The organism is Anaerolineales bacterium (assembly GCA_003105035.1).
Taxonomy (GTDB): domain Bacteria; phylum Chloroflexota; class Anaerolineae; order Anaerolineales; family UBA4823; genus FEB-25.
Window position 1 is genome coordinate 1 of sequence record PQAL01000038.1, and the last position, 21055, is coordinate 21055.

Below are 21055 nucleotides of genomic sequence, written 5' to 3' on the forward strand. Positions count from 1 at the left end.
TGAGGGAACGATTATCATTCAGTTATATTTTATTTGAAAGAGCGCGTAGCCTTGACAGAAAATGACAATTGTCGATAATATGGAGAACACGAAAGGCCGTGAACGAGGAAAGTAACTGGATCAGAACCAACAGGGAAGTGTTGGGCAAAGACTGAGACCCCACCGGGTGAAAATCCAGCGAAGTTCCCTCCGGAGCCGCCCATGTGAATGCAAAGCTGCTAGTAGCGTGGGACGCACCCCAGGCGTTAGATTGGGAGTCGATCGCAGCATGCCGTCGGACAGAGTGGGTCGTATATGCGACCAACAAGGGTGGTACCGCGGGAAACGCCTCCCGTCCCTTTGTGGGGCGGGATTTTTAATTACGGAAGTTTTGAATACGAACCACCCATTAGGGTGGTCGTGATATTTGGAGGTGAGTATGATAGCCGACTTAGAGCATATTAAACAATCTGCCCTCAAGGCCCTGGAATCGATCGAAAATGAAGCCAGCCTTGAGATCTGGCATGTGTCTTACCTGGGCCGTTCAGCACACTTGATGTCCATCTTTGATAAGCTGGGCACGATATCCAAAGAAGAGCGCCCCGTGATAGGCAGATTGGCGAACGAAGTAAAACGTGCCCTTGAAGCAGCCTATACAGCCCGTGCGGAGGCTTTGCACCAGGCCTCCCTACAGCATTCGTTGCAATCAGAGTGGCTGGATGTAAGTCTGCCTGGGCGCACCTATACCATCGGCCGTCTTCACCCGGCCACCTTATCCCTGCGCCATGTAGTGCGCGCTTTCGCCGACATGGGTTTCCAGGTCTACCGCTCGCCGGAAGCAGAAACCGATGATTACAACTTCGGTCTGTTAAATATGCCTCCACATCACCCAGCCAGGGATATGTGGGATACCTTCTATACCAACATGCCAAATATCTCACTCCGCCCCCATACCTCCCCGGGCCAGATTCACGTGATGCGCCAATATGCCCCGGAGCCTATCCGGGCGATCCTGCCGGGGATGTGCTACCGCTACGAGCAGATAAGCACCCGCAAAGAAACCCAATTCAACCAGATCGAGGTGCTGGCGGTCGGAGAAAATATCACCCTGAGCGACCTCAAGGGCACCATCGGTGACCTGGCCCATAGGCTATTTGGTCAGAAAATCCGGACCCGTTTCAGGGCATCCTACTTCCCCTTCACCGAACCAAGCGCAGAATACGACTTTGAGTGCCTCTTATGTGCTGGCAAGGGATGTTCGGTATGCGCCTGGTCAGGCTGGCTCGAAATCGGAGGCTGCGGGATGGTACACCCCACCGTGTTACAGAATGGTGGCTATGATCCTGCCAAATATTCAGGGTTTGCTGCCGGTCTCGGTACAGAACGCATCATGATGTTGAAGCATCGCATCGAAGATATTCGCAATTTCTGGGCGAATGATCTGCGATTTTTAGAGCAATTCTAGGAGGTCCTCATGAAAGTACCCATATCCTGGCTGAAAGACTTCGTTGATATCACCCTCCCGATTCCTGAACTCGCCCAGCGACTGACCATGGCAGGGCTTGAAGTGGAGGAGGTGATTTATATCGGCCTACCCCAGCCTGAACCAAACGTCGAACAGCCTGCACCTGGCAGCGCGGGCAGCAGTGCCGGGCTGGCTTGGGATTCGGAAAAAATCGTCACCGCATCGGTTTCGGAGGTCATGCCGCATCCCAATGCCGACCGACTGGTGTTGTGCAAGCTATTTGATGGCCAGCAGGAACATATCGTGCTCACTGGGGCACCAAATTTATACCCATACAAAGGTCTTGGACCACTACCGAAACCGCTCAAAGTTGCCTATGCCAAGCAAGGCTCTCGCATCTATGATGGCCACCAGCCTGGGCAGGTAATCACCACCCTTAAGCCGGCTAAGATTCGGGGAATTGAATCGTACTCGATGATCTGTTCGGAAAAAGAGCTGGGTATATCTGATGACCATGAAGGTGTGATCATCTTCGACGATGATGCCCCCGTGGGGGTGCCTCTGGTGGACTACCTGGGTGATGCCGTCCTGGATATAAAAATCCTGCCGAATATCGCCCGGGCAGCCAATATCATTGGTGTGGCGCGTGAAGTATCCGCCTTGACTGGTTCGCCGCTACATATCCCCCAAGATTTTTACGAGATTCACACTGAAGGCCCTGATATTACCGGTAAAGCTGCCATCAGCATCACCGAGCCAGAATTGAACCCCCGCTTCGTGCTGGGGCTGATCGAGCAGGTCAGCATCAGGCCCAGCCCCTATTGGATTCAACTGCGCTTGAAACTGGCTGGGATGCGCCCGATCAACAATATCGTGGATGTCACCAACTATGCCATGCTCGAAGTCGGCGAGCCCCTGCACGCCTTTGACTATGATGTGCTGGTGCAGCGTGCGGGAGGTAATTCTCCCACGATCATTACCCGCAGCGCACAGCTCGACGAACGCCTGACCACACTGGATGGTGTTGATCGGGTGCTTAACCCCTTCACTGTTTTGGTGTGTGACACAGCCGGGTCCCTATCCATTGCCGGTGTGATGGGTGGTGCCGAGTCTGAAATTTTCGTTGCTCCCGAGCCTAGTACCGAGCCTAGTGCAGAGCCTGGTGCCGAGCCCAGCAAAGAGCCTGGAGCGAGACCGGATGAGGCAGCCACGCTTCCTCAGGCCACCCGCTCGGCCAGCACCACGAATATCTTACTGGAAGGCGCGGCCTGGAACAACATTAATATCCGCAAGACAGCTGCCGCGCAAAGGCTCCAGTCGGAGGCTGCTTTCCGCTTCTCGCGCGGAGTACATCCCGCCATGGCAGAACGTGGAGTGCGTCGAGGACTAAAGCTCATGCAGCAGCTGGCAGGTGGCGTGGTCTACCAGGGGCTGGTGGACAATTATCCCCTGCCCCCCAAGGATACGGTGAATGAAATCACCCCTGAGGATGTTGAGCGTGTCTTGGGGATAAAGCTGAGTGTTCATGAGATCATCAAGATCTTGCAAAGCCTTGGCTTTGGCTGTGAGCTGGTCACTGACCAGCCAGCTCAAGTCCTCATCCGCGCTCGTACTCCTGACCACCGGCTGGATATCGGAGAAGGTCTGGTTGGAAAGGCTGACCTGTTAGAAGAAATCGCCCGTATCTACGGTTATGACCGCGTCCCTGACACGCGCCTCACCTCCCAACTACCGCCTCAGCGCAGCAACCGGGCGATCGAAAAAGAAGAACAGATTGTGGACCTCCTGGTGGATCTGGGGTTGCAGGAGATCGTCAGCCACCGCCAGACCACACCTGAGCGCGAAGCCCGTCGCCTGGCACCTGGCACTCCATTGGATGACCATCCTTATCTGCGTATTATCAATCCCATCGCTTCCGACCGTGTGGTGATGCGCCACAGCGTGCTTAATAGTGTACTGGAAGCCGTGGAACGCAATTCTCATATCCGCGCCCGCATCACCCTCTTCGAAGTGGGACCGATTTTCATGACTGGTGAAGCGGGAAACCGCCCGGACGAGCTACAGCGCCTGGCGATCGTGATCACCGGTCCACGTTTTTTACGAAGCTGGCAAAAGACTTCCGATGAGCCTATGGACTTTTACGACCTGAAGGGTATCCTCACCTCAATGCTGGATGAGCTGCATATAGATTTCACCCTCGCACCTGCTGAGCACCCTACCTTTCATCCCGGTAAGACAGCCCGCATCCTGGTTGGTGAGCAGCAGATCGGCCTGTTTGGCGAGCTGCATCCGCTGGTGCATGAACGTTATGATTTTTTGCCCAACCCGGTTATTGCAGCAGATATCAACCTGGACTTGTTGATCAGCCTGATCCCTGACCGCTATGAAGTGAAGCCCGTGCCCGAGTACCCACCGGTGCTGGAGGACCTAGCCGTGGTCGTCGATGATGATCTGCCTGCTGGGAGGGTGGTCGAGGTGATCCGTCAGGCTGCAGGTAAGATTGTAAGAGATATCACTCTGTTCGATATCTACCGGAGTGACCAGATCGGAAAGGGTAAAAAGAGCCTGGCGTATTCGATCACCTATCAATCGTCCGATAAAACCCTGACTGATTCGGATGTGGCCCAGATCCGCCAACGGATCATTCGCCGTCTCGACCAGGAGCTGGGTGCCAAATTACGTGCATAGGAATCACCCGGCACAGACAGCCTGCATGCTTGCATCCCGCCATGGAATGCCGTATACTTGAGTGACAATTGAATTTACGAACCAGGAGGTTTTTATGAAAGACAGGACATTGGCAATTGTATTGACGATTCTCGTGGTTTTTATATTTGGCGTACCCGGGCTGGGGTTGATCTGCCTGGGGTCAACTAGCTTCCTAATATACATATTCAACAATCCCTTGAACTTGGCACCTGGCTGGTCAGCTGCTTTCAATATAATCGGTCTATCAGCGATATGCATCGGTGTCTTCCTGTTGCTGATTACCATCTTAATCAGCTACCTGTTACTTCACCGAAAAACTGATTTTGAACCCATCAAACCCGCTGCACCTCTCCCAACTGAGAAACCTGCGCAACCGATTGAGCCTGCTAAGCCGGATGAGCCCTTGCCACCGACGATATAAATTTCCACCTGATAAAAGGGGCTGACTCAAAAGCAGTCAGCCCTTTTCTTTTTTTTTTCACTTTATACCGATTTTGATCTATTTGAAGATTTCGAACGTCACATTTGCCATAAACTCTGATAACTTCTCCCACTTTTGGCGGTCCAAAAAGTAAATATATGACTTTTGGGACAGCTCCTTTTTTTTAATAACTCTAAGGAAATTTGTAAAAATTCCCTGGCATTATCATATTGACAGAACCCACACATAACATTAAACTATCCCGAGCCGTTAAAATTAAATTTAACAGCTATTAATAATTACCGGGCGATTCAGTGACTGATCACTTTAGAGCAGTTGCAGATAAAATTCTACCTACGCCGGGAAGTAGTATATTCCGCCGCTAACCGTATCTCTACCCGGAAAATCAATTAAACCGATAGGAGGAAATACCATGAAAATAAGTGCAAGGAACATCTTAAAAGGCAAGGTGGTTAAAATCATCCGTGGAGCAGTAAACTCTGAAGTGGTCATCGAGCTCCCCGGCGGACCCCAGCTAATATCCATTATCACCAACAGCTCGGTTGATACTCTTGGCTTAAAAGAAGGTAAGGAGGCTTATGCCATCATCAAAGCCTCTAATGTCATGGTCGGGGTTGACTAATCTAATTTTTGGAGAAGAAAATGAAAGCATCGAAGCATCTCGGTATCGTACTATCAATTTTCCTTTTGGCTGCGTTCCTGCTGGCTGGATGTGCCACAGCAACACCTGTAGCTACGCAAGCACCGGCAGAACCTACCATGCCAGCCATCCCAAACATCATCCTGGCCACCACCACCAGCACCCAGGATTCAGGATTACTGGATGTGCTCGTACCTGATTTTGAGCAACGCACCGGTTACACCGTTCAGACTGTGGCGGTTGGGTCGGGCGAAGCTATGAAGATGGGCCAGGAGTGCAATGCAGATGTCCTGCTCGTGCATTCGCCAGCTGCGGAGAAAGACTTCATGAGCAGTAATTACGGCTCAGATCGTCGCCTGGTGATGCACAACGATTTCATCATCGTTGGGCCTGCCGCAGACCCAGCCGGAATTAAAGGCCTGACCTCTGCCACGGAGGCCTTCACGAAGATTGCCGACAGCCAATCACCCTTCATCAGCCGCGCCGATCAATCAGGCACCAACACCAAGGAGCTGGCTATCTGGAAAGCCGCCAACATCACCCCCGAAGGTAGCTGGTATACCGAATCGGGGCAGGGCATGGGCGCTACGCTGAAAATCGCCTCCGAGCAAGGTGCTTACACATTAACCGATCGGGCAACCTACCTGGCGAATCTGGATAATCTCGAGCTGGAGAACCAGGTGGAGGGAGATGCTGTCTTATTAAACATCTATCACGTGATCGTGGTCAATCCAGCCAACTGCCCCAAAGAAAACACAGCTGGGGCGATTGCCTTCGCGGATTACGTTGTCTCACCTGAAGGACAGGCATTGATTGGCAGCTTCGGGACCGAAAAATTCGGCCAACCGCTCTTCACACCGGATGCAGGTAAAGACGAAAGCACGCTCGGGAATAAATAACTGCTTGTGATTCGGCGACTGCGGAGGTTCGCCTCCGCAGTCGTTTTTAACACCCCATGATAGAATAAAAAGCATGAGCTCAGATATTTTTGAAATCACTCTGCTTTCCATCCAGGTTTCCTTGCTGGCTACCGCGATCAGTCTTTTTATCGGTTTACCTTTGGGCACCTGGCTGGCGTTGCGGAATCAGCTCAGGGGACGCAGCATTATGCTCAGCATTATCAACACGGGCATGGCCTTACCCCCGGTGGTGGTCGGCCTCTTCGTGGCAATGACCCTCTGGCGCAGTGGTCCATTGGGAGACCTGCGCCTGATCTACACCCCAGCTGCCATCGTGATTGCCCAGACGATCATCGCTGCACCGGTTGTAACCGGGCTGACCGCTTCTGCACTACAGCAGCTGGACCCACGTCTGCGCTTGCAGCTGCTGGGCTTGGGTGCTTCGCCGGTCCAGATGGTCATCGCACTTTGGCGTGAAGCCCGCCTTCCCCTGCTGGCTGCCTTGATGGCAGCCTTTGGTAGCGTGATCTCCGAAGTAGGAGCTTCGATGATGGTGGGTGGCAACATTCGCCACCAGACACGCGTGCTTACCACAGCTATTGTATTGGAAACCGGCAAGGGTGAGTTTCAAAACGCTATCTCCCTGAGCATCATCCTGCTCATCCTGGCTTACCTGGTCAACCTGGGTCTCACCCTGATCCAGCAGCGGGGCGCACGCTAGCATCTAGCTAAGCCCTTGGCTAAGCCTATGGTAAATCCGATGGCTGAATCAATCCTGAGTATTCGCGACCTGGTCGTCAGGCGCTCCGAGCAAATTGTCTTACAAGTTAATGCACTGGATATCCAGGAAGGCGAAGTCCTGGCAGTGATTGGCCCAAATGGAGCCGGGAAAAGCACGTTGTTGCTCGTCTTGGCACGCTTGCTTGAGCCGCAAGGCGGCCAGGTCTTTTTCCGAGGGAGCCCTATCGAACAGGAAGATGAGCTGAGCTATCGCCGGCGTATCGCCCTGGTGCTCCAGGAACCTTTGCTACTACATCGTTCCGTGTCTGATAATGTCGCCGCTGGTCTAAAGTTCAGGGGCCTTCCCCGACCAGAGGTCAGGCAACGTACCGATGAATGGTTGAAGAAACTGGAAATCGATCACCTGCGCGAGCGTCCAGCACCGCGCCTCTCGGGTGGAGAGGCCCAGCGTACCAGCCTGGCACGTGCCTTCGCCTTGCAACCCGAGCTGCTGTTCTTAGATGAGCCATTTTCTGCGCTCGATGCACCCACCCGGACACGCCTGCTGCAAGACTTGCACACCTTACTCTCCCAGACCAGCATCACCACGGTGTTCATCACCCACGACCTTGACGAAGCCTTGATGCTCGGCGACCGTGTAGCCGTTCTATTGGGAGGCACCTTACGCCAGGTAGGTCGCCCGCAGGATGTCTTCAGCTCACCTACCGACGCCGATGTGGCGGCATTTGTCGGTGTGGAGACGGTCATTGCGGGTACAGTCACCGCTGAAAATAATGGCCAGCTGGTCGTGGAAGCAGATGGAATTAAGCTGGAAGCTGTAGGGGAGCTCCCGATTCGGACACCGGTGTTTTATTGCCTGCGACCGGAAGATGTTACCCTGTCGGTCTCGGAGACTGCGCCTATATCCAGCGCCCGCAACCATCTGAGCGGGTGTATCACCCGCATGACCCCTACCGGTGCGTTGGTAAGGGTCGTGGTCGATTGCGGACTGCCCGTCGTGGCACTGATTACCCGCGGCTCGGCTACGGATATGAAGCTGGTCGAAGGTCAGCAAGTGACGGCATCATTTAAAGCCACCGCTGTCCACTTGATACCCCGTTAATCAATAATCAAACTACATCCCAGGGGGCGATACCAGGTTGGTGTGAATGATACAGCGAAGCCCGGATGGGTTCGGCCAGCTCAGGGAGCACATCCGCGGTAGCAGCCAGCAGGCCAAAGCAGCCTGTGATCATCATGTCGCCATACGGGGCAGGGAAATATGGCCGTAAAGTATACGTCTCAGCACTGTGCGGTGTTGATCCAAACATGCCTCGCCTTGGGCCAGTGACCACCACATCGAAGTCATCTTTGCCAAGTGGAAACGCGGTAGGTGTATACATCAATGCTCCGTGGCCTTCATCATTGAAAACATCCTGGTTGCGAAGTGACCCATCAGCCAGTTTTCTCAGTAGCGATGTTAATTTTTCCCGGTCTAAAAATCCGGTGTGGTGCTCAAACAATCCCTCGATCCCCTCCGGACCCATGCGAAAAGCCAGGGTATGAAAATTGCCCAGATTCGCAACCAGCACCTGTTTTTGCGAGGCAACCTGCGCGTCGAGCGTAGCCCCCAGCACCGCAGCCGGGGCGGTGTCCATCACCACCAGCGGGAAGTCCTCCCCCTGTGCCGACTGGACGATCGCCTGTAAACGCGTCATACGCTCAGGTACCGCATTGCTGCGGAAGGCAAAACCGCTCAGCCGGTTCTGAGCCCGGATGCGCTCGTCCAGGTACTCAAAGCGGAATTTGCGGTCCGATACTCCCGCGGGTGCGTTCCCATGGTCGAAGACCGCTACCGCAACTGCGTCCAGGTCATCCAGCTGAACGCCGAAGGAATTAAAAGCTGAGGCGATGGAGGTAAAGTTAAAATCACACAGTCTGATTCGCATGGTAGTGGATGGTAGCTGTTGTGCTTCATCATCACTCACCACGCGAATACCCATCTCTTGCACCGCTTCAAGGTCATCATTGAATGTGCGCGCCGCTTGCACGGTTGCATATACATCCAGTCCTTCCCGCAGATGGTTCTCTACCGCCCAGGTGCTAGGTCCCCCTCCCATGGTCACCCCGGTCAGCAAGATAGGCAGGCGCTTGAGGGTAGCTTCATTGACCCGCCAGCGTACCATCATCGTCGGGCTGGGGAGGATGAGCTTGTAGTTGTTCTCCATATCCAGGCTGGAGTTATATAGCAGGATGTCCTGCGTACCTGTGCCAATGTCAACCGCGAGGATTTTCATACGAAAAAGTTTACCATAACCATGCCCAGCTACCAATGCCTGCCTGTGCTCAGGTTCAAGAAACATAAGGTATACTCTTGGGGTGAATCAACAAGCTGAAGCGAGGCATTTATGACCCTGGAAGATGAGAAAAGGCGCTGGCAGGCAAGGTTCAAGCTAGAAAGAAAACCCACACAAACCCGCAAAGATGAGTTTACAACCTCTTCGGGCATCCCCATTCCACCCATCCTGACACCCGACGACCCGGATCCGGATTATATGGAGAAGCTGGGTTTCCCTGGTGAGTTTCCCTTCACCCGTGGGGTGCAACCTACCATGTACCGCGGGCGCCTGTGGACCATGCGCCAGTATGCCGGGTATGCCACCGCTGAAGAATCCAACCAGCGCTACCGCTACCTGCTCGAGCAGGGACAGACCGGTCTCTCGGTGGCGTTCGACCTGCCCACCCAGATTGGCTATGATGCAGATGATCCCATGGCCCAGGGTGAGGTGGGTAAGGTGGGCGTTTCGATTTCCTCCCTGGAGGACATGCAGACCCTGTTCGACCAGATCCCTCTCGACAAAGTGTCCACCAGCATGACCATCAATGCTCCAGCCTCCATCCTTCTGGCCATGTATATCGCTGTAGCCAGGCGGCAAGGGGCTGAGATCACATCATTGCGCGGCACGATCCAGAATGATATCCTCAAGGAGTATATTGCCCGCGGCACGTATATCTTCCCGCCCAGCCATTCGATGCGCCTGGTGACTGACGTATTCCAATACTGCCGCCATGAGCTTCCCCATTGGAACACGATAAGCATCTCAGGCTACCACATCCGCGAGGCTGGCTCGACCGCTGTCCAGGAAGTGGCTTTCACGCTGGCTAATGCCATTGCTTACGTTGAAGCTGCCATCCGGGCTGGGCTGGATGTAGATGAATTTGCTGGGCAAATCTCATTCTTCTTCAATGCCCATAACAACTTTCTGGAAGAAGTGGCCAAATTCAGGGCTGCCCGCAGGTTGTGGGCAAAGCTGATGAAGGGACGTTTTAATGCCAGGCAGGAAAGCTCACTTATGCTGCGTTTTCACACCCAGACGGGCGGCTCGACCCTCACCGCCCAGCAGCCGGAGAATAATATCGTGCGGGTGGCGTTACAGGCATTGTCAGCGGTCCTGGGAGGGACGCAGAGCCTGCACACTAACAGCATGGATGAGGCCTTGTGGTTGCCTACCGAAAAATCAGTCCGCACAGCGCTGCGCACCCAGCAAATCATCGCCCACGAGTCAGGTGTGGCCGACTGTATCGACCCGCTTGGCGGCTCATACCTGATTGAATACCTGACCGATGAGATCGAGCAGCGAGTAACGGAGTACATCCAAAAAATTGACCTCATGGGTGGTGCCCTGAAAGCCATCGAGCAGGGTTACATCCAGGGGGAGATCCAAGATGCTGCCTACCAGGCACAGGTGGCAGTTGAAAAAGGTGAGCAGCTGGTGGTGGGGGTGAATGCCTTCCAGAGTGATGAAAAGATCACCCTCGAGCGGCTAAAGGTAGACCCGGCAGTCGAACACTCCCAACGCAGGCACCTCGAGGCTCTCCGCAGCAGGCGGGATAGCCATAAAGTGAATGAGCTGCTGGGTCAGCTCGAGATAGCAGCCAAAGGGAATACGAATTTGATGCCGCTATTCATCACCTGTGTAGAGAACGAGATCACGCTTGGAGAGGTTTGTTCCGTCTTACGGGGCATTTTCGGCGAATATCATTCCCCAGCCTGGGTTTGAAGCATGTCACCGGAGGACTCTATATGACCGAGATCAAACACATCCACCACATTGCCGTTCTGGTAGGAGATATCGAGGCTTCCTTAGGAACCTGGCAAGCCATCCTGGGGATCGAGCCAACCCAGGTCAGGGATATCCCCCAGGAGGCAGTTAAGATCGCCTTCTTTCCCGTCGGTGATTCTGAGATCGAGCTCGTTCAGCCTACCACCCCAGATTCAGGGTTGAGCCGCTATCTTGAGAAACATGGACCAGCCATGCATCACCTCTGCCTGGAGGTGGCGGACTTGCCGGGATTGCTGCAGAAATTGGCGAGCCGTGATATTCAGCTGATCAACGATCAGCCAAAAGTCGGTGAAGACGGCAAGCTATATGCCTTCATCCACCCCAAAAGCACCAATGGGGTGTTGATCGAGTTGTATCAATTACCAAAATAAGTCCACAATTATTAGGTAGCCAGCATGGCCTGAATCTCCCTGGCAATGCTGGAAGATACGCCCGGGATGCTATACAAACCCTTCAACCCCAGGCTATTATTAATCAAGCGAATATCCTGCTCTACATCCTCCACAGCCCAGGCTGCTTTACGATAGGACCAAATCTTTGGCTGGCTGGCATTTTCCAATTCCAGCATATGCAGCATGTAGGCCAACTTTTCCACAATGCGTTTATTCATGGCTCGTTTCTCCCCGGGGATGATTGGACGAGGTATGCGATCAGAGATTCCATTCTTCATGCAGGCTTCATGGATAATCAAGCCAATGTATCGCCAGGGTTCCACCTGTGCATAGCTGCCCTGCGGATACAGCCTTGAATAGAGGCTCACCAATTCCGGATGAGACTGGCGCAAGACATTGAGGTAGAAATCTTTCTGCTGGTCCGCCAGGGTCAGGCCGCTACCCAAAACAAACTTCCCGCCGTGTTCAGCAGTCCACCTGGCGAGCGCCTGTAAGTTAGCCGCATCATCGCACAACCCAGGCAAGAGCGGCATCCCCGCTGTACCGGTGAGGATTCCCGCTTCAGCAATCACTTTCATAGCCTCGAACCGCTTCTCAGCGCGGGGTGCCAGGCCTTCCAGTTTTGATACACTTTCATAATGTTGTGATTCTGGGGTGACGATGATGCTGAAGGTTACCACCGCCCTGGCACGTTGGTTGATTGCCTGGAGCAGGTCCAGGTCGCGTAGCACTAGCGGTGAGCGGGTCAGTACGAATACCGGGAAACCAAGTTCCAGGCATACCTCGAGCATCTGACGCGTGAGCTTGAATTTTCGTTCGGCGGGCTGGTAATCGCCAGTAAAAATCATATCCACAGGTAACCTGGCAAGTGCCTTGCGCAACAATTGGGGAGCGTTCTCTTTCACCTTGATCAGGTGTGAAAATTCATCCGCTGCTGCATCATAGGCTTGCGCGTCATCCTTGGGCTTATAGGGGATGTACTTGCGTTCCCGGCTGTAGCAAAAGGCGCAGCCATGCTGGCAGCCCAGGTACGGGTAGGCACCATAGCGCGTCCAAAACCAGTGGTCAGCCCGCTTGCCCTTGTTGAGAAACGTCTTGGGTTGGTAGCAGACGAAGCGTGTGCGCTGGATCATTGTAAAGCTGTGCTGATGAATACCCTCTCGCCGGCAGCCTTTTGAAGGCTCTGTGGGTCGAGCTGGCCATCTTCACGCAGGTCTATCTTGAACATGCGGGCCGCGCGGGGATTGCCTCCAACGAATTGCCTTAAGCCTTCAGATACGCTGGTTTCATCCTCATACACCTGGGCATGGGCCTCCACCAGCTCACCCTTCAGGAGTAGCTTTACGTCGCCACCTTGGCGGAGATTCTTCCACCATTTCCTATCCTTCCAGCTGGTAGTGAGCAGGGTGTTGCCGAGGCGCTGGTAGCTCACCGGAGTATGGTAAGCATTCCCGCTTTTTCGACCGGTGTAATAGATGATCATCATGTTATTGCTGAGCATGCCATGGAAGGGAGATCTTAACAGCGATTCCATGATCGGGTTAAACCACATCAGTGAGCTCCTTCAAACGTGATTTGGTGTAATATCGCGTTTGGTAAGGATATTATCACGAAACAGTGACAGGTCAGGGTAACATCGCAGCTAAAGTAGCCCGCCTCTCCGTAAAAGCTGCGTCCTCCTCAAGAGGTGGGCACTCATCAAGTTCACGCTCCTGCAGCAGCAGGTTACAGGCAAAAGCCATACAGGTAGCCTCGCCGCATCTTTTACAGTTGGTTTGGGGCAGTAATGTCCACACATCCAGTGGGCGCGGGGCATGCTTACGCGCAGTCATCGCCACTAGCTCATCCCGGTGATCCCAGGTGGCATTGATCGCCTCTGCCAGGGCTTTGAGCAGCTCCAGGCCTTCCTCGGTATCTGTTACTTTCGTTATATAGGCTTTTTCTGAGTACAAAGTGATGAAACCCGGCTGGCGGCGCAAGGTGAGGGTGCATGAATCTGGATTATAAGAAATGACGTTTGGCAGGGTCGCCAAATAAGGGAGCACATCATCGAGCTTGCGGGAGGGCACGCCAATGACAATGATCTTGCCCGGCTCAGCCAGGCAGGGTAAGGTTTTTACCAGTGTGATTGCTTCAAGAAACATTCCCGCCTCACGGTCGAAACATATCACTTGTAACCTGGGTGATGCCTGCACCAGGCACCTCAATCATTACGTGTCAGCCCCCTTCGAGCAGCTCCCGGGCTTTCCCTTTGAAGTGAACCTTTAGGAAGACCAACGCCTCATCGGCATCATCGTCAATCAGGATGCGCATCAGTTGTATGATCTGAGCATCTTCCAGGACAATATTGATCCCTTTTTTCATGACAGCCTCCTCACCTTAGGCTCAGAAACCGATCAATCCATCACTCTGCCAGGGCACCTCGCAGCCAGCCAAGCACTTCGTCACGCGCTGGAAATCTGCCCGCACAGACCAGCTTTTCATTCACCACCAGGCTCGGGGCTGCCAGGATTGGGGTATATTGCTCGATGGTGAACCAATCCTTCAGCTCCATGATGTTTATATTCACGTCCGGATGCTCATCGTGAATTATTCGTTGCGCTGATAACACGGTTTGCCTGACTGCATAACGCTGGGCGGAATGATAGCTGAGGATTTTAATCTCAATCACCCCGAGAACACTCGCTTCTTCAACCAGAAGGCTACATTCACCAGGCCGATCATGACCGGCACCTCTACCAGGGGTCCGATGACAGCCGCAAACGCCTGCCCCGATGCAATCCCAAACACCGCCACGGCCACGGCGATCGCCAGCTCGAAGTTATTGCTGGCGGCGGTGAATGACAAGGTGACGGTCTGGGCGTATGTAGCTCCAATGGCTTTACCCATTAAGAAACTGCTCAAGAACATGATCACAAAATAAAACAAAAGCGGGATGGCAATGCGTACCACATCCAGTGGCAGCTGCACGATGTACTCACCCTTTAGGCTGAACATCACCACGATGGTGAATAACAACGCCACTAGGGTGATCGGGCTGATCTTGGGGATGAATTTAGTGTGGTACCACTCTTTCCCTTTGGCTCGCACCAGGAAAAAGCGGGTCAGGAATCCAGCGATGAATGGGATACCCAGGTAAATGAAAACACTCTTGGCGATATCGCTGATGGTGATATCCACGGTTTTCCCCGCCATCCCAAACCAGGTGGGCAGGACGGTGATAAAGACATAGGCGAACACGGAGTAAAACAGCACCTGGAAGATGCTATTGAATGCCACCAGCCCGGCAGCGTATTCGGTATCGCCTTTGGCAAGCTCATTCCACACGATAACCATGGCAATACAACGCGCTAGGCCAATCAGGATGAGGCCGGTCATGTAATCGGGATAATCACGCAGGAAGAGCACGGCCAGGAAAAACATCAGGATAGGCCCAATCACCCAGTTTTGCAGGAGCGATAATCCCAACACTTTCCAGTTGCGGAAGACATCCCCCAATTCTTCATAGCGGACCTTCGCCAGTGGTGGGTACATCATTAAGATAAGCCCGATGGCGATTGGAATATTGGTCGTGCCAACCGATACAGCCTGGTTGAATTGTTGGACTGCTTCTGGGAATAGATAGCCGATAGCGACACCAATCACCATCGCCATGAATATCCATAAGGTAAGGTAGCGATCAAGGAAGGATAATCGTTTCGTTATGCCCACATCAGAGCGCAATGAAGAACTTTTTGCTGTCATGAAGCACCTCGTTCGTAATCTTGTAATAATGCAATGATTTCTCGGGTCATATCGTCTCGAACCTTTCGAAAATCGTTGATGTCATCGGATTTTGCTGGATCGGGGAAGTCGTGATGTAATCGTTTCCCTTTCCCAAGCCATACAGGACATTCTTCAGCGGCGGAATCACATAAAGTCACGACCAGGTCGAAATCCACTCCACGAAACCCATCAACCAGTTTTGAACTTCCAGCGTGTTGAATGCCCATTTCTGAAAGCACAGTCAATGCTTTTGGATGGACATATCCAGTCGGTTTTGTCCCTGCGCTTACCGCTTGCCAGGTATCGCTCAGGCGAGAGTTGACGATCGCCTCAGCCATCTGGGAGCGACAAGAATTACCTGTGCACAGGAAGAGTACTTTTTGTCTCAATTTACACCAATGCATTCACCAGCCAGGTGGTCACCTCGGCTTCGGTGGGGATGCGCGCCGCACACACCACCTTTTCGTTAACCACCAGGCCCGGCGTTCCCAGGATGGGGTACTTGCGGATTTCATCCCACTCGGTCACCTTGATCACCTTCGCTTCCAATCCCATGCTGGCAATAACCTTACGGGCCATGCCTTCGACTTTCTGACAATTTTCACAACCCGATCCTAAGACTTTTACAATTAACATGCCTCATCTCCTCATTGTAGTAAAAGATAAACAGTTCAAATAATTTCAATCTCTGGCTCAAGAATTACTTCAGACTTGATCGAATTCGCCACCAGGCTGTATTTTTGCGCCGCTCTTAATGCCCGCTGGACACGATTTTGGATATCTGCCGCTGCCTCAAACCCGGCTTTGACCCTGATATGAGGGGTAAGCCTGACCTGTGTAAAACGTTCGGTGTGATCCAGCTCAATCAATTTCGTTCCTTCAGCCCGACATTGGTACGCTGCCAGGTCCAACCTTAATCGCTCACAGGACCATAGGAATACCAGCATGATGCAGGTATTCACTGCAGCCACGAAGGCATCCTCAGGGGTGAGCACGCCCGGCGTGCCATGCGCTTCAGGCGGAGCCGAAAACTCCAGCACTGGTCCGTTCCCCAGGCTGACCGTGCCTGAATGTTCCAGCGTCCATTCAACTGTTGTAGTGTATATGGTTGTCTGGCTCATTTGTTTTTTTCCTTGAACCAAAAATCCGCATAGGCACGCGAAATCCCTTCCCGGTATGCCATTTCTTCACCATCGGGGACGGGATTGTAGACCTTGACGGTTTCCATCAGCTCATTCAGGTTCTCATCGGATGGAAATTTACCGGCTTCAGTAAATTGTTGGAAGATGAGCGGGATACCGACCAGGGTGATGAGCTCCCCTGAGATGAGTACCTCCTGGATGGGGATCCCTGAACCGCAGGCACAGGTGGCCACCACGGGCTGGCCACTGGCTTCTTGCTGGACGATACCAATTGCATCCAGCTGGATGAATTCTCCATCGCTTAGGTTCCATTGTTTTCCCAGCAGCTCATCCACCCGTTGGGCGATCTCATCCGCCAGCAGGTCAACCGCTTGCAGCCCAGCTGCATTTAATTTTCGCCTGCCTTGCAGCTCTCCAAGCTGGTTACCCGCGATAACGTCTCGCACCACATAGCTGGCGGCAGGGCGATTGGAATATCTTTCGGTAGCCTTCTGGGCACAGCGTAGCTCGCAGCCATCCACAGCGATGGTGGGGTGGAACCTGGCAAATGCTCGGTCACCTTCCCCACCCGCCAGGAACAATGGCAGGCAAAGCGTGACGGTTTCGTTTGGACGCAGATGTTCAAGCACCCGCAGGGCAGCCAGTCGGGTGACGGTGCCCTCTTCCAGCTCCTCTCCTGAGCAGGCGATGATGCCTACCTTCCTCATCGGCAGGTCAACCATTGTCTCCTCCTTCCGCAGGGCCGGAAATCTCATCCACTATCTCAGCTATTTCTTTCGCCAGTGCCTCAGCTAGTTGCACTCCACCTTCATTTAGCTCAGCAATTCCCTGCGGTTTAAATTGCTTATAGCGGCGGTAAACTTCCAGGACGGCGAATTCTGTATGTACCCTACCCCCACTCTCGCGCACCATTTTCGAGGCACATGCCAGCTTGCAGCCATCGATGGTGATGGCAGGACTGTTTTTTACCAAAGTTTGTGCTGCAGGCTCCCCGAGGACAAGCTTGGAGAGCGCCACCAGCTGGGTGGTCTCCGGTCGCATATCCTCGACGACGACATAAGCAGCTTCGCGGCTGACGGAACCATAAGTCTTGCCGATACCACTGCAAGGCACAATGACTACTTTTCCATGCAGTCTGCTCTCGCTCATGCTTTCCCTGCCTCCTGCTCGGCTTCCCGCTTTACCTTCTGATAATAGGCAAGCGGTTCCAATAAACTTTCTAAAATTGGTTCCTCATCCAGGCTTTCCATCAATACCAGCCAACCCTCGCCGTAAGGATTCTCATTGATGATCTCCGGATGGCTTCCCATCATCGGATTCACCTGGATCACCTTTCCAGGGATGGGTGCTGGCAGGCTGATGGTTACCTTGATGGTTTCAACCGCGGCCAATTCATCACCGCCCCTCACTACCGAACCCTCCGGCTTGACTTCGGCAAAGGCAATGTCACCGCTGCGCCGCTGTAGATAATCAGAAATGCCCACCCAGAAGTGATGACCTTCCTGCCTTACCCACAGTCCATCAGTGCTATATAGGCGGTCTGTCGGAATAGTAAACGTGAATTTATCAACGGTAAAATTATAGCTATCGGGATTCATCAGGCTTTTGATCCTTTCGAGTCCTACTTGTGACTATTCGTTTTCTCTATGGTCGGATTACATTTCGGGCAGGGGCAATTGTCGACCTTCGCATTAGCTTTTATTGATGTAGCTCCACTCATCTGATTAGCATAATCAATCAGTTCGTAGATTTCGGGTTTAATCACGCGGTAGAACACCCGGGTACCATCGCGCCGGTCATCAACCAGCCCCACATCACGCAATACCATCAAGTGCTGAGAGATATATGCCTGCCGGCAGCTAAGCACTGCTTCCAGGTGGCAGACACACTGCTCGCCATCGCGCAGGATATCAAGGATCATCATCCGCGATGGATGCATCAATGCTTTAAATATGCTTTCGGTTGGAGTAAGGTTTGGCATTAAAACGGAAAATCCTTCATCGACCTAAACAGGATATTCAATTAATTGAATATATTATAGTGCCATCCGGCACCTCTTTCAAGGCAGCGCATCACTTGAATGGCATGACAACCATCCTGATGGTAGAATTGTGCCCATGCATTTTCCAAGAGCTATATTGTGGGATATGGATGGTGTGCTGGCCGACACCAGCGAGTTGCATTTTCAAAGCTGGAAACCTGTTTTAGTTGCGCAAGGCATCCACTTCGATCGGGAAAGATTTCACCTGATCTATGGATTGAAAAATGAAGACATGCTGCCGTTATTGGCAGGTAGACCACTGGAAGCAGCCTGGATGGATCGAGTGGCGGAGCAAAAAGAGCAGGCTTTCAGGCAAGCTATGCCTGGGCATCTGAATCCACTTCCCGGTGTGCGTAAATGGCTGCAACAATTCAATGCCTGGGGCTACCGGCAGGCAGTGGCGTCTTCAGCTCCGGCTGAAAATGTGGAATTAGTAGTGGACGTGTTGAAGATTCGGAAGTATTTCAGTGCCTTGGTCACACCAGGTAACCTGCCAGGTAAACCCGACCCAACTGTGTTCCTATTGGCAGCTAGCCAGTTGTGCGTCACTCCCCAGGATTGTATTGTGATCGAAGATTCCCTCGCCGGGATCGAAGCTGCCAGTAAAGCTGGAATGCATATCATTGCCGTGGCAACCACGAATCCGCCCGAGGTTCTCACCCAGGCGGATATTGTGGTGGAAACCTTAGATCGATTAATTGTCGAGCAGGTTGAAACCCTGTTCTAAGCCGCCTACCAAAGTGTCAATCACCAAAGCAGATGCCCATATCCCGGGCAGTATGGATGATATCCCCGTTCAACGGGACGGTCTTCATGCGTTTCGTGGCGGCTTCCAGGGGGACGTATTTGACGGTGGGCGGGTCTAGTGCCACCATAATGCCGCGTTGGCCTTCGGCAATAGCCCGCACTGCCGCTGCCCCGAAGCGTTGGGCAATCAGTCGGTCGAAACGCGTGGGCGAGCCACCCCGCAGCAGATGCCCCAACACCACCAGCCGGGTTTCTTTCCCGGTCAGTGCTTGCAACTCATCTGCCACCTTCTCGCCAACCCCTCCCAGGCGTTCAGCCCGTCCGGATTCACGGCTGATCACCGAAATTGTGCCACCTTTCGGCTTGGCTCCTTCGGCCACCACGATGATAGAGAACAGACTGCCGCTCTTTTCACGATCGCGAATCTTGTGAGCCACCTTCTCCAGGTCAAAGGGGATCTCAGGAATCAAGATCACGTCGGCTGAGCCAGCCAGTCCGCTCTCCAGGGCAATCCAACCGGCATAGCGGCCCATCACTTCCATCACAATGATACGGTTATGCGAGGCAGCCGTGGTGTGCAGGCGATCGAGGCAGTCTACGGTAAAGGCACAGGCAGTATCGAAACCAAAGGTGATCACGGTTTTGTCCAGGTCGTTGTCGATCGTCTTTGGCACCCCTATCACCCACATGCCTTTCTTCGACAACTCATTGGCGATGGACATCGAGCCATCCCCACCCACCGAGATCAGGGCATCGATCTGGTGTAGCCTGAAGGCCCGGATGAGCTCATCAGACCGGTCGATTTCCGTAACCACGCCATCCGGCCCGCTGATGGGATACTTTAGAGGATTTCCCCGGTTGGTGGTGCCGATGATCGTGCCACCCAGGTGGGTGATGCCCCGCACACGCTCGCGGGTCAGGCGGATCAAGCCACCTTCAACGTACTGCTCGGGCATCAGCAGGCCATTGTAACCATCTCGGATACCAACCACCTCCCAGCCGCGGTTGATCGCCGATAACACAGCCGCCCGGATGACCGCGTTCAAGCCAGGGGCGTCACCGCCTCCCGTAGATAAGGCGATACGTTTGATGTTCACAGGTGTCGGTGCCATCACGCCTCCTCAATTTTTCGAGCTAAATTGAAGCAAAGTATTACAATACGTGATTTTACACCCTGATTCGGCTTTATGAAGCAGCAGTCATCCAATTACCCATCACCCAATCAGCCTGGCAAGCAAAAATGCTGCCCCAGCGGCTACTCCGCCTACCATGACGGTTTGTAAGCCAGACCTGAGAGGCCGGGTACCTGTAAAGCGGCCCTTGATATATCCAAACAGGAACAAGGCAATCAAGGTAACCACAACCGAAACAATCAGGGCAGTGGATAAATTGGGAATCAAAATATAAGGCGTTAGCGGTATAAAACCACCCACGATGTATGACAGGCCGATGGTTAGGGCACTTCTGCGCGCCCGTAGAGGGTCAGGTACTTCCAGGCCTAGCTCAAAACGCATCATGAAATCCAGCCACTGGGTCCGGTCAGCACTCATCGCGTCCAGGATGGGCTGGATGTGCACATCCTGCATGCCATAGCCGCGGAAGACATCGGCAACTTCCTGCTTTTCGCGTTCCGGCAGGTGGTCGATTTCCCAATTCTCGCGCTGCTGCTCAGTATAGTAGTGCTCAGCGTCGGTCTTGGCAGCCAGGTAGCCACCCAATCCCATGGCGATCGAGCCTGCGGCGATCTCTGCCAGGCCAGCCAGGACGACGATCTTGGTCTGTGCTCCCGGCACACCAGAAATTCCTGCCGCCAGGGCAAATGGCACGGTGAGGCCATCAGACATGCCAATGACGATATCACGCACGGTTTCATTGGCTCGAAAATGGCGTTCGACATGAGTTTCAGCTGTCATTTCTTTCCCTCCTGACCTTTACAAGACGCGGGAATTTCCTAAGGTCTCTGTTTTCCCCCGGTTTCTTCTCGCCCAAC

25 protein-coding genes are annotated in these 21055 nt (G+C 53.3%); 10 read left to right on the top strand and 15 right to left on the bottom strand.

The window, feature by feature from the left end; translation table 11 throughout:
* Positions 1-418 precede the first annotated feature (418 nt).
* The 7 genes from C3F13_16840 to C3F13_16870 all read left to right on the top strand — a co-directional run bounded on the left by C3F13_16840 (position 419) and on the right by C3F13_16870 (position 7977).
* Positions 419-1444, top strand: coding sequence for a phenylalanine--tRNA ligase subunit alpha (locus C3F13_16840; GenBank protein ID PWB50136.1), 1026 nt, complete (start codon positions 419-421; stop codon positions 1442-1444).
* A 9-nt stretch (positions 1445-1453) separates the two neighbouring features.
* Positions 1454-4132, top strand: coding sequence for a phenylalanine--tRNA ligase subunit beta (locus C3F13_16845; protein ID PWB50137.1), 2679 nt, complete (start codon positions 1454-1456; stop codon positions 4130-4132).
* 94 nt (positions 4133-4226) lie between these two features.
* On the top strand, positions 4227-4574 hold the full coding sequence (locus C3F13_16850; protein ID PWB50138.1) for a hypothetical protein: 348 nt from the start codon (positions 4227-4229) through the stop codon (positions 4572-4574).
* 433 nt (positions 4575-5007) lie between these two features.
* On the top strand, positions 5008-5217 hold the full coding sequence (locus C3F13_16855) for a transporter (GenBank protein PWB50139.1): 210 nt from the start codon (positions 5008-5010) through the stop codon (positions 5215-5217).
* 20 nt (positions 5218-5237) lie between these two features.
* The gene (locus C3F13_16860) at positions 5238-6134 is read left to right on the top strand and encodes a tungsten ABC transporter substrate-binding protein (protein ID PWB50140.1); all 897 of its coding nucleotides are present in this window, start codon (positions 5238-5240) and stop codon (positions 6132-6134) included.
* A 73-nt stretch (positions 6135-6207) separates the two neighbouring features.
* On the top strand, positions 6208-6855 hold the full coding sequence (locus C3F13_16865; protein ID PWB50141.1) for a tungstate transporter permease: 648 nt from the start codon (positions 6208-6210) through the stop codon (positions 6853-6855).
* A 27-nt stretch (positions 6856-6882) separates the two neighbouring features.
* Positions 6883-7977: an ABC transporter ATP-binding protein gene (locus C3F13_16870; GenBank protein ID PWB50142.1), complete on the top strand. Its 1095-nt coding sequence runs from the start codon at positions 6883-6885 to the stop codon at positions 7975-7977.
* Between the two features lie 7 nt (positions 7978-7984).
* Here the strand turns inward: C3F13_16870 and C3F13_16875 are convergent, their stop codons facing one another.
* The gene (locus C3F13_16875) at positions 7985-9217 is read right to left on the bottom strand and encodes a pyruvate formate lyase-activating protein (protein ID PWB50143.1); all 1233 of its coding nucleotides are present in this window, start codon (positions 9215-9217) and stop codon (positions 7985-7987) included.
* Between the two features lie 45 nt (positions 9218-9262).
* On the opposite strand from C3F13_16875, the gene C3F13_16880 reads away from it, so the two are divergent.
* Together C3F13_16880 and mce are read left to right on the top strand one after the other, a co-directional pair.
* Entirely contained in the window at positions 9263-10915 is a 1653-nt protein-coding gene (locus tag C3F13_16880) for a methylmalonyl-CoA mutase (protein PWB50144.1), read from the top strand.
* Between the two features lie 23 nt (positions 10916-10938).
* A complete protein-coding gene (mce, locus tag C3F13_16885) occupies positions 10939-11349 on the top strand; it encodes a methylmalonyl-CoA epimerase (GenBank protein ID PWB50145.1) in 411 nt (136 codons plus the stop codon).
* A gap of 11 nt (positions 11350-11360) precedes the next feature.
* On the opposite strand, the gene C3F13_16890 is transcribed toward mce, so the two are convergent.
* The 12 genes from C3F13_16890 to C3F13_16945 all read right to left on the bottom strand — a co-directional run bounded on the left by C3F13_16890 (position 11361) and on the right by C3F13_16945 (position 18258).
* Positions 11361-12503, bottom strand: coding sequence for a hypothetical protein (locus C3F13_16890; protein PWB50146.1), 1143 nt, complete (start codon positions 12501-12503; stop codon positions 11361-11363).
* Positions 12500-12922: a hypothetical protein gene (locus tag C3F13_16895; GenBank protein ID PWB50147.1), complete on the bottom strand. Its 423-nt coding sequence runs from the start codon at positions 12920-12922 to the stop codon at positions 12500-12502. Before C3F13_16895 ends, C3F13_16890 begins: the two co-directional genes overlap by 4 nt.
* Before the next feature lie 73 nt (positions 12923-12995).
* The gene (locus C3F13_16900; GenBank protein ID PWB50148.1) at positions 12996-13514 is read right to left on the bottom strand and encodes a hypothetical protein; all 519 of its coding nucleotides are present in this window, start codon (positions 13512-13514) and stop codon (positions 12996-12998) included.
* Between the two features lie 260 nt (positions 13515-13774).
* Positions 13775-14041 (bottom strand): hypothetical protein, encoded by a 267-nt coding sequence (locus C3F13_16905; protein PWB50149.1) that lies wholly within the window; start codon positions 14039-14041, stop codon positions 13775-13777.
* A complete protein-coding gene (gene arsB / locus C3F13_16910; protein ID PWB50150.1) occupies positions 14038-15114 on the bottom strand; it encodes an arsenical-resistance protein in 1077 nt (358 codons plus the stop codon). Before arsB ends, C3F13_16905 begins: the two co-directional genes overlap by 4 nt.
* The gene (locus C3F13_16915; protein ID PWB50151.1) at positions 15111-15524 is read right to left on the bottom strand and encodes a low molecular weight phosphatase family protein; all 414 of its coding nucleotides are present in this window, start codon (positions 15522-15524) and stop codon (positions 15111-15113) included. The genes arsB and C3F13_16915 overlap by 4 nt, the downstream gene beginning before the upstream one ends.
* A gap of 1 nt (position 15525) precedes the next feature.
* Positions 15526-15771 (bottom strand): thioredoxin family protein, encoded by a 246-nt coding sequence (locus C3F13_16920; GenBank protein PWB50152.1) that lies wholly within the window; start codon positions 15769-15771, stop codon positions 15526-15528.
* Between the two features lie 35 nt (positions 15772-15806).
* Positions 15807-16256, bottom strand: coding sequence for an osmotically inducible protein OsmC (locus C3F13_16925; protein PWB50153.1), 450 nt, complete (start codon positions 16254-16256; stop codon positions 15807-15809).
* On the bottom strand, positions 16253-16990 hold the full coding sequence (locus C3F13_16930) for a hypothetical protein (GenBank protein PWB50304.1): 738 nt from the start codon (positions 16988-16990) through the stop codon (positions 16253-16255). Before C3F13_16930 ends, C3F13_16925 begins: the two co-directional genes overlap by 4 nt.
* Before the next feature lies 1 nt (position 16991).
* Entirely contained in the window at positions 16992-17426 is a 435-nt protein-coding gene (locus C3F13_16935) for a hypothetical protein (GenBank protein PWB50154.1), read from the bottom strand.
* Positions 17423-17875, bottom strand: coding sequence for a glycine cleavage system protein H (locus tag C3F13_16940; protein ID PWB50155.1), 453 nt, complete (start codon positions 17873-17875; stop codon positions 17423-17425). Before C3F13_16940 ends, C3F13_16935 begins: the two co-directional genes overlap by 4 nt.
* A 23-nt stretch (positions 17876-17898) precedes the next feature.
* Positions 17899-18258 carry an ArsR family transcriptional regulator gene (locus tag C3F13_16945; protein PWB50156.1) on the bottom strand — a complete coding sequence of 120 codons (360 nt, stop codon included), beginning with the start codon at positions 18256-18258 and terminating at the stop codon, positions 17899-17901.
* 136 nt (positions 18259-18394) lie between these two features.
* Between C3F13_16945 and C3F13_16950 the strand changes: the two genes are divergently transcribed.
* Entirely contained in the window at positions 18395-19045 is a 651-nt protein-coding gene (locus tag C3F13_16950) for a hypothetical protein (GenBank protein PWB50157.1), read from the top strand.
* Positions 19046-19061: 16 nt separating this feature from the next.
* On the opposite strand, the gene C3F13_16955 is transcribed toward C3F13_16950, so the two are convergent.
* The gene (locus C3F13_16955) at positions 19062-20162 is read right to left on the bottom strand and encodes a 6-phosphofructokinase (protein ID PWB50305.1); all 1101 of its coding nucleotides are present in this window, start codon (positions 20160-20162) and stop codon (positions 19062-19064) included.
* 117 nt (positions 20163-20279) lie between these two features.
* On the bottom strand, positions 20280-20978 hold the full coding sequence (locus tag C3F13_16960; GenBank protein ID PWB50158.1) for an iron transporter: 699 nt from the start codon (positions 20976-20978) through the stop codon (positions 20280-20282).
* Positions 20979-21055: the final 77 nt, after the last annotated feature.

Bases quoted from the DNA above. Each gene is read 5' to 3' on its own strand.
- C3F13_16845 (PWB50137.1), top strand. From the start codon at position 1,454: ATGAAAGTACCCATATCCTGGCTGAAAGACTTCGTTGATATCACCCTC.
- C3F13_16935 (PWB50154.1), bottom strand. From the start codon at position 17,426: ATGAGCGAGAGCAGACTGCATGGAAAAGTAGTCATTGTGCCTTGCAGT.
- arsB (PWB50150.1), bottom strand. From the start codon at position 15,114: ATGACAGCAAAAAGTTCTTCATTGCGCTCTGATGTGGGCATAACGAAA.
- C3F13_16940 (PWB50155.1), bottom strand. From the start codon at position 17,875: ATGAATCCCGATAGCTATAATTTTACCGTTGATAAATTCACGTTTACT.
- C3F13_16870 (PWB50142.1), top strand. From the start codon at position 6,883: ATGGTAAATCCGATGGCTGAATCAATCCTGAGTATTCGCGACCTGGTC.
- C3F13_16960 (PWB50158.1), bottom strand. From the start codon at position 20,978: ATGACAGCTGAAACTCATGTCGAACGCCATTTTCGAGCCAATGAAACC.
- C3F13_16890 (PWB50146.1), bottom strand. From the start codon at position 12,503: ATGATCCAGCGCACACGCTTCGTCTGCTACCAACCCAAGACGTTTCTC.
- C3F13_16900 (PWB50148.1), bottom strand. From the start codon at position 13,514: ATGTTTCTTGAAGCAATCACACTGGTAAAAACCTTACCCTGCCTGGCT.
- C3F13_16860 (PWB50140.1), top strand. From the start codon at position 5,238: ATGAAAGCATCGAAGCATCTCGGTATCGTACTATCAATTTTCCTTTTG.
- C3F13_16875 (PWB50143.1), bottom strand. From the start codon at position 9,217: ATGTTTCTTGAACCTGAGCACAGGCAGGCATTGGTAGCTGGGCATGGT.
- C3F13_16865 (PWB50141.1), top strand. From the start codon at position 6,208: ATGAGCTCAGATATTTTTGAAATCACTCTGCTTTCCATCCAGGTTTCC.
- C3F13_16855 (PWB50139.1), top strand. From the start codon at position 5,008: ATGAAAATAAGTGCAAGGAACATCTTAAAAGGCAAGGTGGTTAAAATC.
- C3F13_16950 (PWB50157.1), top strand. From the start codon at position 18,395: ATGCATTTTCCAAGAGCTATATTGTGGGATATGGATGGTGTGCTGGCC.
- C3F13_16880 (PWB50144.1), top strand. From the start codon at position 9,263: ATGACCCTGGAAGATGAGAAAAGGCGCTGGCAGGCAAGGTTCAAGCTA.
- C3F13_16945 (PWB50156.1), bottom strand. From the start codon at position 18,258: ATGCCAAACCTTACTCCAACCGAAAGCATATTTAAAGCATTGATGCAT.
- C3F13_16895 (PWB50147.1), bottom strand. From the start codon at position 12,922: ATGTGGTTTAACCCGATCATGGAATCGCTGTTAAGATCTCCCTTCCAT.
- mce (PWB50145.1), top strand. From the start codon at position 10,939: ATGACCGAGATCAAACACATCCACCACATTGCCGTTCTGGTAGGAGAT.
- C3F13_16920 (PWB50152.1), bottom strand. From the start codon at position 15,771: ATGTTAATTGTAAAAGTCTTAGGATCGGGTTGTGAAAATTGTCAGAAA.
- C3F13_16850 (PWB50138.1), top strand. From the start codon at position 4,227: ATGAAAGACAGGACATTGGCAATTGTATTGACGATTCTCGTGGTTTTT.
- C3F13_16925 (PWB50153.1), bottom strand. From the start codon at position 16,256: ATGAGCCAGACAACCATATACACTACAACAGTTGAATGGACGCTGGAA.
- C3F13_16840 (PWB50136.1), top strand. From the start codon at position 419: ATGATAGCCGACTTAGAGCATATTAAACAATCTGCCCTCAAGGCCCTG.